Annotated in this window: 11 protein-coding genes, 1 tRNA gene and 1 other RNA gene; 4 read left to right on the top strand and 9 right to left on the bottom strand. The window is 48.9% G+C overall.

What is annotated here, in order from left to right:
- Positions 1 to 32 precede the first annotated feature (32 nt).
- Together H608_RS0109990 and H608_RS0109985 are read right to left on the bottom strand one after the other, a co-directional pair.
- Positions 33 to 2,486 carry a penicillin acylase family protein gene (locus tag H608_RS0109990; protein WP_028787563.1) on the bottom strand — a complete coding sequence of 818 codons (2,454 nt, stop codon included), beginning with the start codon at positions 2,484 to 2,486 and terminating at the stop codon, positions 33 to 35.
- Between the two features lie 66 nt (positions 2,487 to 2,552).
- Positions 2,553 to 3,680, bottom strand: a complete 1,128-nt coding sequence (locus tag H608_RS0109985) for an esterase-like activity of phytase family protein (protein ID WP_028787562.1) — start codon at positions 3,678 to 3,680, stop codon at positions 2,553 to 2,555.
- Positions 3,681 to 3,780: 100 nt separating this feature from the next.
- Here H608_RS0109985 and H608_RS0109980 point away from each other — a divergent pair, with 100 nt between their 5' ends.
- A complete protein-coding gene (locus H608_RS0109980) occupies positions 3,781 to 4,689 on the top strand; it encodes a CPBP family intramembrane glutamic endopeptidase (RefSeq protein ID WP_028787561.1) in 909 nt (302 codons plus the stop codon).
- Positions 4,690 to 4,859: 170 nt separating this feature from the next.
- Here the strand turns inward: H608_RS0109980 and rnpB are convergent.
- An RNA gene (gene rnpB / locus H608_RS23575) (RNase P RNA component class A) lies at positions 4,860 to 5,248 on the bottom strand.
- A gap of 90 nt (positions 5,249 to 5,338) precedes the next feature.
- Between rnpB and H608_RS0109970 the strand changes: the two genes are divergently transcribed.
- On the top strand, positions 5,339 to 8,065 hold the full coding sequence (locus H608_RS0109970) for a M16 family metallopeptidase (protein WP_028787559.1): 2,727 nt from the start codon (positions 5,339 to 5,341) through the stop codon (positions 8,063 to 8,065).
- Between the two features lie 146 nt (positions 8,066 to 8,211).
- Here H608_RS0109970 and H608_RS0109965 read toward each other — a convergent pair whose 3' ends face one another.
- The 3 genes from H608_RS0109965 to H608_RS0109950 form a co-directional block, all read right to left on the bottom strand.
- A complete protein-coding gene (locus tag H608_RS0109965; RefSeq protein WP_028787558.1) occupies positions 8,212 to 8,874 on the bottom strand; it encodes an SGNH/GDSL hydrolase family protein in 663 nt (220 codons plus the stop codon).
- A gap of 139 nt (positions 8,875 to 9,013) precedes the next feature.
- A complete protein-coding gene (locus H608_RS21890; RefSeq protein WP_038008061.1) occupies positions 9,014 to 9,907 on the bottom strand; it encodes a cyanophycinase in 894 nt (297 codons plus the stop codon).
- A gap of 98 nt (positions 9,908 to 10,005) precedes the next feature.
- Entirely contained in the window at positions 10,006 to 11,331 is a 1,326-nt protein-coding gene (locus tag H608_RS0109950) for an APC family permease (RefSeq protein WP_245565748.1), read from the bottom strand.
- 128 nt (positions 11,332 to 11,459) lie between these two features.
- On the opposite strand from H608_RS0109950, the gene cphA reads away from it, so the two are divergent.
- Entirely contained in the window at positions 11,460 to 14,105 is a 2,646-nt protein-coding gene (gene cphA, locus H608_RS0109945) for a cyanophycin synthetase (protein ID WP_038008060.1), read from the top strand.
- A 158-nt stretch (positions 14,106 to 14,263) separates the two neighbouring features.
- Here the strand turns inward: cphA and H608_RS0109940 are convergent.
- Positions 14,264 to 14,334, bottom strand: a tRNA-Gln gene (locus H608_RS0109940).
- Positions 14,335 to 14,636: 302 nt separating this feature from the next.
- On the opposite strand from H608_RS0109940, the gene H608_RS0109935 reads away from it, so the two are divergent.
- Positions 14,637 to 15,332 carry a TapB family protein gene (locus H608_RS0109935; protein WP_028787555.1) on the top strand — a complete coding sequence of 232 codons (696 nt, stop codon included), beginning with the start codon at positions 14,637 to 14,639 and terminating at the stop codon, positions 15,330 to 15,332.
- Positions 15,333 to 15,451: 119 nt separating this feature from the next.
- On the opposite strand, the gene rfbD is transcribed toward H608_RS0109935, so the two are convergent.
- Together rfbD and rfbC are read right to left on the bottom strand one after the other, a co-directional pair.
- Positions 15,452 to 16,312 carry a dTDP-4-dehydrorhamnose reductase gene (gene rfbD / locus H608_RS0109930; protein WP_038008059.1) on the bottom strand — a complete coding sequence of 287 codons (861 nt, stop codon included), beginning with the start codon at positions 16,310 to 16,312 and terminating at the stop codon, positions 15,452 to 15,454.
- An 8-nt stretch (positions 16,313 to 16,320) separates the two neighbouring features.
- Complete coding sequence (rfbC, locus tag H608_RS0109925; protein WP_028787553.1) at positions 16,321 to 16,881, bottom strand: dTDP-4-dehydrorhamnose 3,5-epimerase; 561 nt, start codon at positions 16,879 to 16,881, stop codon at positions 16,321 to 16,323.
- Positions 16,882 to 16,887 lie beyond the last annotated feature (6 nt).

Raw genomic sequence — 16,887 nt, 5'->3', positions numbered from 1 at the left:
CAAATGCATAATGTTGGTAAAAGATAATGGTGTTAAACTTCCGGTTCAAATTGCATGGTCCACTTCACACGTTTGTCAAGTGCGTCTGATTTCTTCATAAGCCACAGTGAAAAGTATTGACCGGTAGCCCAGGTGTCAATAAAGTTATCATAGAAACGGCTACCCGGATTTCCGCTTTGTCCGCCGGGATATACACCCCATGCCTCTGTAAGCGGCCCCATCTGCACGATCATGCGCCAGCTCGGACCGTGACTGTGGGTGATGGCATTGATGATATTTCCATATCCGCCCACATGCAATCCCTGTCTGCCCAGCACAATCATTTTCTTGCTTTGTTTCAGCAGGTGATAGATTGTCGGATTTTTGAAAGCAGCCCATTCCAGCTTACCGTCTTTCTCTTTTTCCGCGAGATTGGCGGCGGCGCGGTTGAGCGCGCCTGTTACCAATTCAGCCAGTGTTTCGGTTTCCGGCGTACGACGATCGTCGATAAAAGCCATGGAGGTCGAATCACGTTTCAGCAATTCCATTGTTGTTTCTTCATCAGGGAAGGGCAGTTCAGGTTTTACCTGCGAAAGATCATCCCACCAGATAGCTCTGTTAAGGCTGTCGAACCAGGTCTGGTAGATCGTTTGTCCTTTTGAATCCGGTCCGGCGAACAAGTCCCAGTTCTCTACAAGCTCCAGGTATTTGGAAGCGGATCCTTTCAGTTGATCGCGCTGCACATATTTCAGTAGTACCGGCCGCATGTCTTCTGCCATTACGTTGAAATAATTATTCTGCAGCTTCATCATGTCCTGCGGTGTGATGCCCGACATCGATGAAAGGTATTTTTCAATAGCTACGCCGCGGGGGGTTATGTATGATCCGGGTATGAAATAAGGATAAGTGGAATCCGCCGGACGCTGGTTGGCGCTTTCAAGAAAACCCCTGGCCGGATTTTTTGCGTGCGGATTTTCTTCCTGGGGAATAAAGCCCTGCCAGTTAAAGGTGCTGTCCTGGCCGGCCATGATATACATGCCCTGATCTTTCCAGCGCGCAGGAAATTTACCCTGCTGCCAAAGTGCGATATCACCACTCTTCGAAGCGAATACAAAGTTTTGTCCGGGACACACCATGTATTTCAACGCGTTTGTATAATCGTCGTAGTTGCGCGCTCTGTTGAGCAGGTAGAATGCCCATCCGTCATTGCTCGGATCATGTGCCACCCAGCGAACGGCAAGGTTGCGTTTGCCGGAAAGGCTGTCGTTGAACGAATCATCGTACATCACGGGACCGTAATGCGTGTAGGCCACCGTATCATAGATATCGCTTTGTCCGCGCACACCTATTTTTTCAACGCGCAGACTGGCATCTTTCCATTCACCGTTGTACCAGTATTGTTTGCGGCTGGCGTCTTTGAATTTTATTTCATAATAATCTTTTACATCTCGCTGCGAGTTGGTCACACCCCAGGAAATACTGTCGTTGAAACCAATGATCACGAAGGGACTTCCGGGCAATGATGCACCATATACATTGCTGGTAGGTGTGCTCAGTTGCATCTCGTACCAGATAGAGGGCAATGATAGTTCAAGATGCGGGTCGTTGGCAAGAATGGGCGCGCCGCTTTGGGTTTTGGTACCATCTACTACCCAGTTGTTGCTGCCATTGGCAGGATCGGCCGCCGCCGGATCATGATGGGCTACAGCCCCCGCAGGATAGGCAGAATCTGCCGCAGCGGGACGTACCGGAATAATACCCGGCTTTTCAAACGGCGTTCCTTTGGGCACGATGGGCAGTAATGAATCGGGCACCTGCGGATACAGTGCAGCGAATTGTTCGGGTGTAAATACCGAGCGTGCATTGGTATAAGCGAAATCCCTCTCCGTTTGCGAGGCCAGCATTTTGGCCATCATTTTCAACAGCAACGCCGTGCGGAGATTGGTCCATTCTTCGGGTTGAATGTTGAGCAATTTATATTCGAGCGGCAGCTGACTGCTCCTGAGTGAGTGGATATAAGCGTTTACTCCACGGGTGTAAGCAGAAAAAACGGCGAGGGATGCCGGATCTTTTTCCATTTCCTGCAAAGCATTCTCCGCAGCATATTTCATTCCCAGGCGGCGCTGTGCGCGATCGTAATCAATGGCACCGGCACCTGCAAATTCAGACACACGCCCCTCCGCCGCACGGGTTTGCAGATCCATTTGAAAAAGACGGAAACGTGCATGCAGATAACCCTGTATGAAATAAACGTCTTCGTCATTATCAGCAAATACGTGGGGAACAAGCCGGTCATCGAGATACACACTTGATTTTCCCTTCAGACCTTTCAACTTCAATTGTTCAGAAAAATCCTGGTCGGCAGGTTCTGCATTCTGCCAGAAACCATGTTGCGGGCTGAAAAAACTGCCCAGCGGCATCGGCGCGGCATTCCCCAACGGACGGCTGAGTACAATCACCAATGCGGTGGTGACAACCGTGGAAATAACAAATGGAATCAATCGCATAGAAAAAAATTATAGTGTAAGGTAGGCGAATTGTTGCGGAATTTCCAACTTTTGGGCTCACCCGTTTCAGGGTAAAACCTCAAATAGAAAAAGCTGTGATACTTCTTCTTTATCAAAATTATCATCGGCAATGAGCAGCAGGCTGGCATGCCCGTTTGGCAACCGCGGACCGAAGGTCATCCCTTCGACATTATCAATATAACGGCCCATGGTTTCCATATCAAATAATAAATGTTTACGGATCAACTGCACGTCCGTCTTTCCCTGCAAAGAAGGAATAGTGCTTACATCCGTTGCGCCGTTGGCATCAGCCAGGTAAATACGGATCACCGTCCCTTCTATACCGACGGAAAATGCTCTTTCCATTACCAGGAAACGATCATTTCCCAATGGCAGAATGTCGGGGATACCGTTGATGCGATAAGCGTTTTCGGGTTTGGGTTTGTTCGGAACCGGATCTACGCGGTAAGCAAACTGCGCCGTTGGCTGCCGGGTAGCCACATCGAATTTTATAAAACGTACGATCGCCGAAGTGTCGTTGATATTGGCGCGCGGGCCGTCTTCATATAAGGGTTCTTCCACACTCACCCAGAGTGTGCGTTGGTTATCGGCAAAGCCCAGCCCTTCGAATGTTCCGTTCTGACGCGGACCGGCCGGCGTAGCCTGCATACGCATATTGGCCGGCAGGCGGAAGCTGTCCACAAAACGTCCGTCGCGGCGGCTCAGCCATACCCAAGGATCGATCAGTGATTTTTTATCGCCTTTTATTTCGCGTTCGCCTTCCGAGCTCCATACCAGCAGGTCTTTTGTACCGAGGTAACGCATGGCCTCCGGATCGGCTTCTTTTAACCGGAAGGTATCGCCAGCAGGTTTGCGCAGCGAAGTAACGGCCGTGAAAATACAAGTATCGATCTTATAGCCATTGAGCCGGATATCGGCCGTATAAAAACGGGAAGCATTGTAATACGAACGGTCATCGCAGATCATGTAATAGTTATTGCGGACCGCATCGTAGTCAATACCCGACAGCCCTCCTACCCTTGTACCATCGAAAACAGCCGCATGAGGAATGATATATTCATCATGGAAACGGATGCTTCCGACGGAAGCGGGCTGTGTGGTGGCCACACGGGCGCTGCGGCAGGCGGCAAAAACCGCTACCACACATATCAGCAGGAAATGTTTTGCTCTCATTGCAACAAAACTACATTGTCTCCGGATTTTGTACATGTTATTTTTTGACGGGTCGTCTTGGTAGCCCGGCATGAAAAAATTAGTTTTACCGACTATCTGCGTGAAAAGTATATTTCAATATATAAGGACTTACGCTGCGGCCACCAACAAGGTATTGCTGTTACTGGTAACCTTGTTTACCGCAGTATTGGTGTATGGCAATTACCATTACCATATAGACCGCCAGATCAGCTCGATGGACACGGTGCTGCTTCGTTTTGCTGCGCGATATGTAATATCGCTGGCGGCATTTGCCGTGCCCTATTTGCTGACCTATGTATTTGCGAGAAAGGATTTGTTTACGGACCCATTGTTTATCTTGTTGTTGTTCATCGCTCCGGCCATTTTTGCGCTGAAGATGGAATTATCCTTCAACTTCATTCTTGCGGATGAAGCGATTGCCAATCGTTACTGGAATCGTGTAGTGTACTGGCCTTTGTTATTATTGATTACAACCATCCTGATCGCCTGCTGCTGGTGGCTGGCGGGACCGAAAGACAGCTTCTATGGTGTAACGACGCGCAATCTGCATATCGGACCTTATCTCATTATGCTGGCGATCATGTTACCGCTGATTGCGGCGGCATCGACGCAGCCTGATTTCCTGGCCGCTTATCCAAAGCTCCGTGCCGTAGCCGGATCAACGACCGATCTGTTGCCTGCATGGAAAAAAGTTTTGTTTGAGCTCTCGTATGGCAGTGATTTTTTTACCATAGAATTATTCTTCCGCGGTTTCCTGGTGCTGGCATTCGTGCGCTTTGCAGGCAAGGACGCTATCCTGCCAATGGCTTGTTTTTATTGCACCATTCATTTTGGCAAACCGCTGGCAGAATGCATCAGTTCATTCTTTGGAGGGTTATTGCTGGGAATTGTGGTGTATCATACGCGTTCCATTTTCGGCGGATTGGTGGTGCATCTGGGCATTGCGTGGATGATGGAGATCGGCGGGTATTTGGGAAGTCAGCAATGAGTCAATCACTGAATAAGTGAATGGGTCTTTGCCTTAATTACTTTGCGGGAAAAATAACCTCTGTTTCACGCAAAGATGAGTAAGGAGCAAAGTCGCAAAGAAATACTTAAAACCTATAACGGCTGTATTAACCCTACACCTTCTACCTTACACCTTATACCTTCTTAAAAAAAATCTACAGGCCTGTAAGCCGGATTCTGTATCCGCCAGAGGCGGATGGTTATCATTTATCTGTCCCGGTAATTACTCACCGGGATCAATCTGCCTACCCTCTGTCGTACGATCCGCGGAACGGACCGGTTCGGGCGAGCAGCCCTTAACGACAGTATACGTGGCATTTCAGCATGCAAGGTTTACCCGTACCGCATGTTACCACGCTGTACCGTGAGCTCTTACCTCACATTTTCACCCTCATCCGCCTTGCGGCAGACAGTTATTTTCTGTGGCACTTTCTCTTACAACCCGAAGGTTGCAGCCGGCTGTTCACCGGTACACTGCTCTATGCTGTCCAGACTTTCCTTCCTCCCGCGAGCGGGAAGACGATAACCCGGCCTGTAGACCGCAAATATACAAATAAGGCCGCTACTCCTCTATTTGGCACCGCTCTACACGTTTTCCCTACCTTTAATTCAAATCAATTGCTATTTATATGTTACGCTTAGCCACACTCATGTTAGTATCGGCCTTCCTCATCCAGGGGCACCGCCTTCAGGCACAGAGCAATCCCAAACTGGTCACCTCTGTGGAAGGCATTAACGAGTACGAACTCAACAACGGACTGCGCATCCTGCTCATCCCGGATGCCACGCAAAGCAATATCGCCGTCAACATCGTGTACAAAGTTGGATCGCGGCACGAAGGTTATGGTGAAAAAGGCATGGCCCACCTGCTGGAACACATGCTTTTCAAGCAATGCGAAAAGTTTACCGATATCAAAAAGGCCATCGCCGATAAAGGTGCCTGGGCCAACGGCACCACCTGGTACGACCGCACCAACTACTACGAAATTCTTTCCGCGTCCGACGAAAACCTGCGTTGGGCTATCGACATGGAAGCCGACCGTATGGTTAATTCAAAAATTCTTCCCGAAGAATTGCAAAAGGAATTCAGCGTGGTAAGAAACGAATTCGAGATTGGCGAAAACAATCCCGACCGCGTATTGATCGACCGTACCGTTTCGACCATGTACCTCTGGCATAACTATGGCAATTCCACCATCGGCAGCAAAGAAGACATCGAGCGTGTGAAAGCCGAAAACCTGAAAGTATTTTATAAGAAATTTTATCAGCCCGACAATGCGGTACTCGTTATTGCAGGTAAGTTTGATGAAAAGAAAGCACTGGATTATATCCAGCAATATTTCGGACCTATCCCACGTCCCACACGTACACTCTCCAATACTTATACAGTAGAGCCCGTGCAGGATGGCGAACGCGAAGTAAGCCTTCGCCGTAATGGCGATGTGCAGTACCTCGCGCTGGGCTATCATACGCCGTCTACCGCTGATGCCGACTATGTGGCAAACGATGTGTTGCTGGAAATCCTGACCAATGACCCTGCCGGTATTCTTTACAAGAAAATGGTGGATGGCAAACTGGCCACTAAAGTTTTCGGATACAGCCTCACGCTGCATGATCCCGGTTTCACTTATATCCAATGTGAAATACCAAAGGATCGCAACCTCGACAGTGCTAAGCGCATACTGATCCAGACAATGGATGCTGTCGGTAATATGAATATCACCCAGGCCGACCTTGACAACGCGCGCAACTCCCGCATGAAATTTTTCTCCAACACCAGCAACAATACCATCGACCTCTCGATCGTACTCACCGAACTGATCGGTGCGGGCGACTGGCGTTTGTGGTTCTGGAGCCGCGATCAATTGGAAAAACTCTCCCTGCAACAAGTGAAAGATGCGGCGAAAAAATATTATAAACCTTCCAACCGCACGGTGGCGTATTTTATTCCCGAAGCAAAATCCGATCGCACACGCGTGGCTGAAACGCCGGACATTGCCAAACTGCTGGACGGTTACAAGGGTAAGGAAATGGCGGCTAAAAAAGCTGAATTTGAAAACAGCATTGCCAACATTAAAAAGAATACGGAGTACGGTAAACTCGCCAATGGCGCGCAATACGCCCTTCTGGAAAAGCCGGTGAAAGGCGATAAGATCAATGCGGTGCTGGCATTGCAGATCGGCGATGAAAACAGCCTGACCAATAAAAACGAGATCGCCGCGATCACGGCACGCATGCTGAAATACGGCACCAAGACCCGCACCAAAAAACAAATCAACGAAGAACTGGACCGCCTCAAGACCGAAGTAAGCTTCTACAGTTCGCCCGGTCGCGTGTCCGTTGTATTGAATACGGACAAAGCTAATCTCGCCAATGCGCTTGCCCTGCTCGATGATCTATTGCACAATCCGAGTTTCGATGCAGAAGAATTTGAAAAACTCAAAAAAGAGCTGCGTACTGAATACGAAACCAGCAAAAGTGATCCCAACAATCTCGCATTTACCCGCGTAGCGAAGATGCTGACCAAATATCCAAAAGGCCATCCGCTGTATACCTCCGATTCAGATGAAAACATTGCAGCACTGGACAAGATCACACTCGCCGACGTTAAGAAATTCTATGCAGACTTCTACGGGGCGAACAATGCCGTTACCACTTTTGTGGGTGAGATCGATAAAAATCTTGTGAAAGCATTCATGCAGAAAAGCCTTTCCAAATGGAACAGCAAACTGCCTTATAAAGAAATTGAAAGCAAATACTTTGACATAAAAGGTTCTACTGAAAGCATCACGGTTGAAGACAAAACAAACGCCACCATGGCGGGTGGCATCAACCTGAAACTGTCGGAGAAAAGCGCCGATTATCCTGCGGTATACATGGCGAATGAATTGCTGGGTGGTGGTGCATTCCTGTCATCACGCATTCCGCAGCGTCTTCGTGAAAATGAAGGCATGAGCTATGGAGCGGGCAGCTATCTCGATGCGGGCTATAAATCCGAAGCGTCGATCTGGGGACTGTATGCCATGTACAATCCGCTGTACCGTGATCGTCTTGACTCTGCGTTGCACCAGGAGATCGATAAAGCGATCAGCGGTGGATTTACCAGCGATGAACTCAGCAAATCAGTTGATTCCTGGCTGGAGCAAAATAAAACCTCACTCGGCATGAACAACATGCTGGCTTCCATGATCAACCGCTACCTGCGTCAGGGCCGCGACCTGACTGAAGTAACGGCGATGGAAAACAAAGTGAAGGCGCTCGATGTAAAAACAGTCAATGAAGCGCTCCGCAAATACTTCGATAAATCGAAAATGATCATCATCAACTCTGGTGATTTCCGGAAAAAAGGATTCTAAGGATATAAAAATAAGCCCCGCAATTTGCGGGGCTTATTTTTATATCAATGTGAAAATTTGAAAATGTGGAAATGTGAAAAATTGGCAACCTAAGGCCCGTTGCCATCTCAGAGACTACTTATTACTTACTACTTACTACTTACTACTTATAACGCTATCGCCTTCCACATCGCTTCGGCCACCTTCTGATTACCGATATCATTCAAATGAACACCGTCATTGGTGAGAATGCCTTTCTCAAGGTTCTGCGGATTGTTAGATTGATCGTATTGGGTAAAAATGGAACGCAGGTCTACGAGTTGTAATTTTTCGCGCGCGGCAAAATCCCTGATCCACTGGCTGTATTCATTGAGATCTTTATCCTGCGGGTTAGCATTGTCTTTCTTTTCACCGATCACTGCAGGTGTGCATACGATCACTTTTGCTCCTACGCCCCTGATCTTGCGGACCAACGCTTCATAAAACTTTCCGAACTTATCGAAGTCGGTGCCGGTGCCGCGTTTGTCTTTATGCCATACATCGTTTACACCGATATAGATCAGCACGATGTCTGGTTTTTTGTCGAGTACATCTTCTTCGAGCCGCAGGTATAAATCATACACCTTATTGCCACTCACACCGACGCCTATCCAGTCAAAATCCTGACCGCGACCAGCCTTTTGCGCCAGCGTATCGATACGCGGAATATAACCACCGGGGCGTATGCCGGCCTGCGTAATGGAATCACCAAAGAAGATTACTTTTTTCTTTTTAGCAGGCACCATGAAAGCGAGCATGGGGATGAGGAGAAGAAAGAGATATTTTTTCATATGTGTGATTTAGCGTGAATGGTGAATCGTCAATGGTGAATCGTGAATCGTGAATGGGATCCTTGGTTCGTGTTTTCACGAACCAACAGAAAAGTTTTCTAAATCCTCAGCCGACTTCAAGTGTACGTCAACGGTTGCTTCACTCCACATCCACCTGCTTTTTCACCAACGCTCCTTCCCGTGCTTCGGGCAGGAAGCGGCGTTCGCGAATGAGGTAGCCATTTCCTTTTTCACAAAAATGAACCTTCAGGTTCTCCACACTGATCGGGTTGCCATCGGGAATATCGGCTATATTGGAATGCAATATTTCGTGGCCGTCGATGATGATAACGAGACCGCTGCCGATCGCTTCCATTTTATTGCCTTCCGTAATAAGCATGCCGGTGTCTTCACCCAACCCCACGCCGATGCAACCGGGATTGGCGGCCACGGCCTGCGTCAACCGCACAAAACGGCCGCGTTTTTCAAAATGGGAGTCGATGATGAGGGTGGACACGAATCCAAGGCCTGTAGTGATCTTTACTTCGCCTTTGAGATGTGCACGGGCGGCATTGCCTTCATAGATCATGGTATTGCTCATGGCCATGGCACCGGCGCTCGTACCCGCGATCAGGAAATTTTCTTCCAGGTACCGGCGCTTCATGATATGCAGGAATTCTGTGCCCCCATCGGTAGCACTCAGGCGAAGCTGGTTGCCACCGCTGAACATAACCGCATTGCATTCCTGTATGCGTCTCAGAAAATCGGGATTGGAGGTGTCCTGCCTGTTGCGAATGTGCATCACACCGATATTGGTGCAGCCAATCCGGCCAAAAGCATCCATATAATTCTCGCCTACTTCATAAGGAATAGTGGAGGCCGTGGTGATCACTTCGATCCGGGCATTGACGCCTCCCGCTTCTTCTACTACACGGCGCAGAATACCAAGTTCAAAAAAATTGAGATTGTTCCGTTGTATATGCCCTGATTCGAGGTCCGTGCCTTTGTCTTCCGCACCGCCAACCGCAATCAGTTTGCCTTTGGGATGATTCATGCAAACAAAAATACAAATTTGAAGATTTGAAAATTTGATAATTTGACAATGAGCGCTGAAGATTTCTCCGGCTGTTTAATTTTCATACTTTCAAATCATCAAATTTTCACATTAGTATCCTTTCGCTTTGCGATCAAATACACCACCACTCCGGCTAATGCAATCAGCGAGCCCCAGAGGGCAAAACGGCCGGTATGATAAAAAAGAAAGGCCCAGATAAGCAGCGAGATGATCACCGGCAAGGGATATAACCACATGCGGAAAGGCAATTTTCTGCTGCCTTCGCGCCGGCGCAACAGCACCACGCCTACTGCCTGCGCCATAAATTGTATCACAATCCGCATGGCGAGGATCGCCGTGATCACATCGGACAGTTTCATGTAAAGACTAAACAGAAATCCCAGCCCGGTAAGTACCAGCAACGATATGTAGGGAAATTGTTTACGCGGATGCAGTTTGGCAAATACCGGAAAAAAGTTGCCATCCACCGCCGCCGCATAAGGTACGCGCGAATAACCCAATACCAGCGCAAATAACGACGACATGGCCACGCAAAGAATGAGTACCGTTACCAGTTTCGCCGCACCCGTACCATACACCTGCTCCATAAAAGAACTGACCAGGTATTTATTGTCCGCCGGTACTGCCGACCAGGGAATGACCGACATCACACTGATGTTCATCAGCAGGTAAAGAATGGCAATGCCAAAAATGGAAATGAAAATACTTCGCGGTATATTCTTTTCAGGACGTGCTATTTCTCCCCCGAGATGACAGACATTATAATAACCGAGATAACTGTACACCGTTTTCAACGAACCTTGTGCCACGGCGTACCAGAAGGCAAAGCGGAAAAAAGGATTGCCTTCCTGCGGCCACAACGGTACGCTGTGTTTGCCGTGAGACAGTCCGCTGTAAATGATCCAGCCCATCGTCGCGATCACCACACAACCCAACACCACCGAAATAACACCGATCGTTTCGATCCTGCGGTAGGTAAGCAACAATACAAATAATACCAGTCCGCCCGACACCATTTTCTGCTGCCAGGGTTCCAGCGGTACGAGATAGGTCAGGTATTGTGCAAAACCGATCGAGGCGGAGGCCATTACAAGCGGAGCCTGGATCATGGTTTGCCAGACGAAGAGGAAGCTCATCAGGCGGCCTCCTTTTTCCCCGAAAGCTATGCGATGAAAATTATAGGTGCCGCCGGCCAACGGGTAACGTGCGCCGAGCTCGCTCCAGGTCATGGCATCCACAAAAGAAGTAAGTGCGCCGAAAATCCAGGCCCAGATAAACAACCCGTCGCCGAACTGTGCTACCACAAAAGGCATCACGATAAAAGGGCCAATGCCTACCATATCGATCATATTGATCGCGGTGGCCTGAAGCAGATTGATCTTGCGGTTAGTTTGAAGCGCCAATTGACAGGGTTGATTATGTAATATAACTGTTTGGGTGGAAAAAAGTTGAACCGTTCTTTCGCCAACCGGAGACGGCGACTGAGGTTTTGCTCAAAAAAACCATTAACTTCCGCTAAAATGAACCGCATATGAGAATATTGGAGATCAAAGTAATGAGAGGCCCCAATTACTGGAGCGTGCGCCGCCCCAAACTGATCCAGATGAAGCTGGATCTGGAAGAAATGGAAACGCGTCCCACCAACCAGATACAGGGATTTCGCGAGCGGCTGGAACAACTGCTTCCCAGTCTTTACGAACATCGCTGCAGTGAAGGCGTTCCGGGCGGTTTTTTTTCCCGCGTTGACGAAGGCACCTGGATGGGCCACGTGATCGAACACATTGCTTTGGAAATTCAGACACTGGCCGGCATGGACTGTGGTTTTGGCCGCACACGCGGCACCGGCGAACGGGAAGGCGTATACTATGTAGTGTTTGATTATATGGAAGAAGATGCGGGCGTATATGCGGCAAAAGCCGCCTTCCGCATAGCTGAAGCACTGATCAACGATCAACCTTACGATCTCGAAGAAGACATACAGCGCATGCGCGAGATCCGCGAAGACACACGCCTCGGCCCTTCCACAGGTTGCATCGTGGAAGAAGCAGCCAAGCGCGGTATTCCCTATATCCGCTTGAATAAACAAAGCCTGGTACAACTCGGATACGGCGTACACCAGAAACGCATCCGCGCAACCATTGCCTCCACTACCAGCAACATTGCCGTGGACATCGCCTGCGACAAGGAAGAAACAAAATCATTACTCGAAGCGGCGGAAATTCCCGTACCACGCGGCACTGTTATCCGTACTGAAGAAGGATTGAAAGAAGCCATAGACAAATACGGTTATCCGCTTGTGATCAAACCGATAGACGGCAATCACGGAAAAGGCAACACTACCAATATCACTACCTGGGAACAGGCACTCACCGCATTGGAGGCGGCCAAACAATACAGCCGCAGCGTGATCGTTGAGCGCTTCATCACCGGTGTAGACTTCCGTTGCCTGGTAATCAATTACAAATTTGTCTGCGCTGCACTCCGCACTCCTGCGGCCGTAACCGGCGATGGCGAACACAATATCCAGTGGCTGATCGATGAAACCAACAAAGACCCGCGCCGCGGATACGGACACGAGAAAGTACTCACCCAGATAACCACCGACCAGTTCACGCAGAAAATGCTCGACGACAAAGGTTATACGTTGGAAACAATACCCGCCAAAGGCGAACAGGTATTGCTCAAACCAACGGCCAACCTCTCAACCGGCGGGACATCGACAGATGTAACCGATGAAGTGCATCCTGCAAATATTTTTATGTGCGAACGCATCGCACGTATAATCGGATTAGACATCTGCGGTATCGACATCATGGCATGCGATCTGCGCACACCGGTATCGGAAAATGGCGGCGCGATCCTGGAAGTAAATGCTGCTCCCGGTTTCCGTATGCACATCGAGCCGGCAGAAGGGCTGGCACGCAACGTGGCAGAACCGGTGGTAGATATGTTATTCCCCCGCGGCAGCGCCGGTCGTATTCCGATCATTGCCGTAACGGGTACGAATGGCAAAACAACCACCACACGGTTAACTGCGCATATTGCCAAAAGCGCCAATAAGAAAACAGGGTATACAACATCCGACGGTGTATACATCCAGAACCAACTGATGATGAAAGGTGATTGCACCGGTCCCATCTCTTCTGCGTTTGTATTAAAAGATCCGACGGTTGATTTTGCCGTGCTGGAATGTGCAAGAGGGGGTTTATTAAAAGCCGGTCTTGCATTTCAGCACTGCGATGTGGCAATCGTAACGAATGTGGCGGCAGATCATATGGGCCTTGGCGGTATCAATACGCTCGATCAAATGGCGAAAGTAAAAGCGGTGGTACCCGAAACCGTGTTTCCGCATGGCTATGCCGTATTGAATGCCGACGACGATCTGGTCTATGCGATGCGCGAAGGGCTGAAATGCAACATTGCGCTGTTCAGTATGGACGAAAACAATCCGCGTATCAAACGTCATTGCCAGAAAGGCGGACTGGCTGCAGTGTTTGAAAATGGATACATCAGTATCATGAAGGGCACCTGGAAGATCCGCGTGATGCCCGTGAAAGACGTACCGCTGACCTACGAAGGAAAAGCAACACATAATATTGCCAACTGTCTTCCTGCGGTACTGGCCACTTACCTGTTCCGCGATATTACGATCGAAGACATCCGGTCTGCGTTGAGTTCATTCATTCCTTCATCGCTGCAGACTCCGGGGCGGCTGAACTTCTTCCAGTTCCGCCAGTTTACCATGCTGGCCGATTTTGCCCACAATCCGCACGGGCTTCGTTTGCTTTGCGACTTTGTAGCCAAGCTCGAATATCCCTATCGCGTGGGCGTGATCAGCGGCACCGGCGACCGTCGCGATGAGGACATCCGCGAATTAGGAGAAATATCAGCGCAGTATTTTGATGAGATCATTATCCGTTGCGATAAAAACTTACGGGGCCGCACAGCGGATGAGATCATTGGTTTATTGAAAGAAGGAGTCGACAAAGTAAACCCTGAATTGCCGACGCGTGTAATAGCAAATGAGAATGAAGCACTGGAATATATTTATGCCAACCCTCATCCCGGCGCCTTGTACACCATTATGTGCGATGTGGTGGCAGGTGCATTGGATAAAATCCGTGAACTGAAGGAACGGGAGGAAAATGAGCCGGCGCGGGAGTTGAGTAGTAAGTAATAAGTAATAAGTTAAACAGCCGCCGTGGTTCGGTCCCTTCGGGAACCTCATAGGCCGAACCACGGCTTTTTAAGGAAACTACTGAAAGACGCAAAGTCTTTAACTTTGCGATTTTTACCGACGAAAAAAGCCGCTATTAAGCGGCTTTTAACTTCCTGTTGACCCATAAGGATTCGAACCTTAAATGACTGAACCAAAATCAGTAGTGTTACCATTACACCATGGGTCAATCCGGTACCCGGTTTTGCAATCGGGGATGCAAAAATAGGGATTGTGCTTTTTTCGACCAAAGTTTTTTCAAAAAAAAATCTCTGTCACTTTGTAAACAAGGCGATAAAAGGCAGAGGACATAAAGCGTAGGACCTGAGGTCTTTAGTCGTTCCGCCGTGGTTCGTGTGTACACGAACCACGGCGGCCGTCTACCTTAACACTTATTACTTACTGCTTATCACTTTCCATCCCCCAGATGTGGTATTGCCCAAACCCGTCCACTCACCTACTTTTGTTCCAACCATAAACCTGAAACCTCACATGAAACACATCTTACTCGCGCTGCTGACGGCTGTGGCCTGTTCTGCCCTCCACGCGCAAAAATGTTCCGGTTATTATTATCTCAACGCCGGCGAAGTGGAAATGACCAACTATGATGGGCGCGGAAAAGAAAGCGGCAAGGTCGTGTACAAGATCAGCGACGTAAAAACCAGCGGCGGCACCACCAGTGCCAGTTTCGAAACCATCGTTACGGATAAACGCGGGCGCCAGCATTCGCAGGGAAAAGGCGTTTATAAATGCAACGGCAGCACTTTATTCGTTGACGCACGCATTGCCATGAGCGATCAGAATGAGGCTTACAAAGACATGGACGTTAAAATGACGGAAGCTTTCATTGAATACCCCGCACAGTTCAGCGAAGGGCTGCTGCTAAAAGACGCCAATTTCAAAATGAGCATTTTTGATAAAAAAGGTGATCTTTTCTCCACCGTCACTTACGACATGACCAACCGAAAGGTCAAAGGCCAGGAAACCATCACCACTGCCGCCGGCGCCTGGGAATGCTGGAAAATCGGTTACGACTGTAAAATCCGTTCTGAAGTGGCGGGTATCGGCATTCCTGTTACTTTCCGTGTTACCGAATGGTTTGCATCCGGCGTGGGCGTGATCAAATCAGAATCATCAAAAGGTGCGAAAACCGTGGGATCGTCGTTGATTACAGCGATCAGGAAGTAATTGAATGTTGAATTGTCAATCGCCTTTGCGCCTTAATTTCTTTGCAGCTTTGCGTGAAAAGCAAGGCCGGATTCACGCAGAGACGCGTAAGAAGCAAAGGCGCAAAAAATTACTATCACCTAATGCCCATTGCCTAACACCTTCTCCAGGCTCTCCTTCCAATCAGGGATCATCAATCCAAATACCCGGCTGATCTTTGTTTTATCCAGGACCGAATACGCAGGACGCTTTGCCGGTGTGGGAAATTGTTGGGTGGTAATAGGCTCAATGCGGCAGTTGAGACCTGATATACGTTGTATTTCTCTGGCAAAACCAAACCAGGTTGTTTCGCCTGCATTGCTGTAGTGATAAATGCCGGGATGCCATTTACCGGCGGTAAGGATGCCAAGCATAACCTGCGCGAGGTCCATGGCAGAGGTGGGCGTACCGCGCTGATCGTCCACCACGGAGATCTTATCCTTCTCCTTCATCAACCGCAGCATGGTATTCAGAAAATTGCGTCCCTCGCGCGCGTAAACCCAGGATGTGCGGATGATAACAGCATCCGGGTTTTCCGACAGGAGGTATTGCTCTCCTTTCAGTTTGGATACTCCATAAGCATTGACCGGGGATACGCGATCGCCTTCGCGATAGGGAGTGGTGCCGTTTCCATCAAATACATAATCCGTGGAAATATGTATCAGTTTACAATTATTATCACGTGCGTAAACGCCCAGTGCTCTTACCGCTGCCACATTTACCTGGTAAAGCTTTTCCCGCTCACCCGCTTCTTCAGCTTTGTCTACGGCCGTATACGCCGCACAGTTGATGATGGCGTCAGGTTTAAATGCCTGAAGGAAAGATTGCATTTTTTCCGGCTGATCAAGCGGCATTTCTTCGCGATCACTTCCGTGCAGCGATAGTTGCGGATATCTGGCAGCAAGCGCCAGTATACACTTCCCCAACTGACCTCCTGCTCCTGTTACCAGCACTCTTTGCATGATTCAACTTAGTTTTCAAAAACGAAGTTAGTAACTGCGTCTGCAAACAACGGAAGGGACGCATCGCGACCCGACACTTTCTGTATTTCTTCCGGTACGCCCCAATCGATTCCCAGTGCGGGATCATTATATAAAATACCCGCTTCGCTTTCTTTATTGTAGAATTGATTGCATTTGTACAATATTTCCGCCGTTTCGCTGAGCACGGAAAATCCATGCGCAAACCCGGCGGGCACGTACAATTGCTTTTTATTGTCGGCTGATAGTTCTATGGAAAAATGACGGCCGAATGTCCTGGATTTTTTCCGCACATCCACCACTACATCCAGTATGCGGCCGTGCAACACACGCACCAGTTTCGCCTGTGCATAAGGATTTAGCTGGTAATGCAACCCGCGGACAACACCATAGGATGATTGCGATTGATTGTCCTGTACAAACCGGCAATCGGCCATTTCTTCCGCAAACACCTTTTCATTGAATGCTTCGAAAAAGTAGCCACGGTCATCATGAAACACCTTGGGTGTAAAAACTAACAGTCCCGGAAAATCAGTGATCTGAAACGACATAGTATA

Origin of the sequence: Terrimonas ferruginea DSM 30193, from assembly GCF_000425585.1 — a bacterium.
Taxonomy (GTDB): Bacteria; Bacteroidota; Bacteroidia; order Chitinophagales; family Chitinophagaceae; genus Terrimonas; species Terrimonas ferruginea.
This window is presented reverse-complemented; position numbering and strand designations above follow the sequence as displayed.

Bases quoted from the DNA above. Each gene is read 5' to 3' on its own strand.
- H608_RS0109990 (WP_028787563.1), bottom strand. From the start codon at position 2,486: ATGCGATTGATTCCATTTGTTATTTCCACGGTTGTCACCACCGCATTG.
- H608_RS0109985 (WP_028787562.1), bottom strand. From the start codon at position 3,680: ATGAGAGCAAAACATTTCCTGCTGATATGTGTGGTAGCGGTTTTTGCC.
- H608_RS0109970 (WP_028787559.1), top strand. From the start codon at position 5,339: ATGTTACGCTTAGCCACACTCATGTTAGTATCGGCCTTCCTCATCCAG.
- H608_RS0109965 (WP_028787558.1), bottom strand. From the start codon at position 8,874: ATGAAAAAATATCTCTTTCTTCTCCTCATCCCCATGCTCGCTTTCATG.
- H608_RS21890 (WP_038008061.1), bottom strand. From the start codon at position 9,907: ATGAATCATCCCAAAGGCAAACTGATTGCGGTTGGCGGTGCGGAAGAC.
- cphA (WP_038008060.1), top strand. From the start codon at position 11,460: ATGAGAATATTGGAGATCAAAGTAATGAGAGGCCCCAATTACTGGAGC.
- H608_RS0109935 (WP_028787555.1), top strand. From the start codon at position 14,637: ATGAAACACATCTTACTCGCGCTGCTGACGGCTGTGGCCTGTTCTGCC.
- rfbD (WP_038008059.1), bottom strand. From the start codon at position 16,312: ATGCAAAGAGTGCTGGTAACAGGAGCAGGAGGTCAGTTGGGGAAGTGT.
- rfbC (WP_028787553.1), bottom strand. From the start codon at position 16,881: ATGTCGTTTCAGATCACTGATTTTCCGGGACTGTTAGTTTTTACACCC.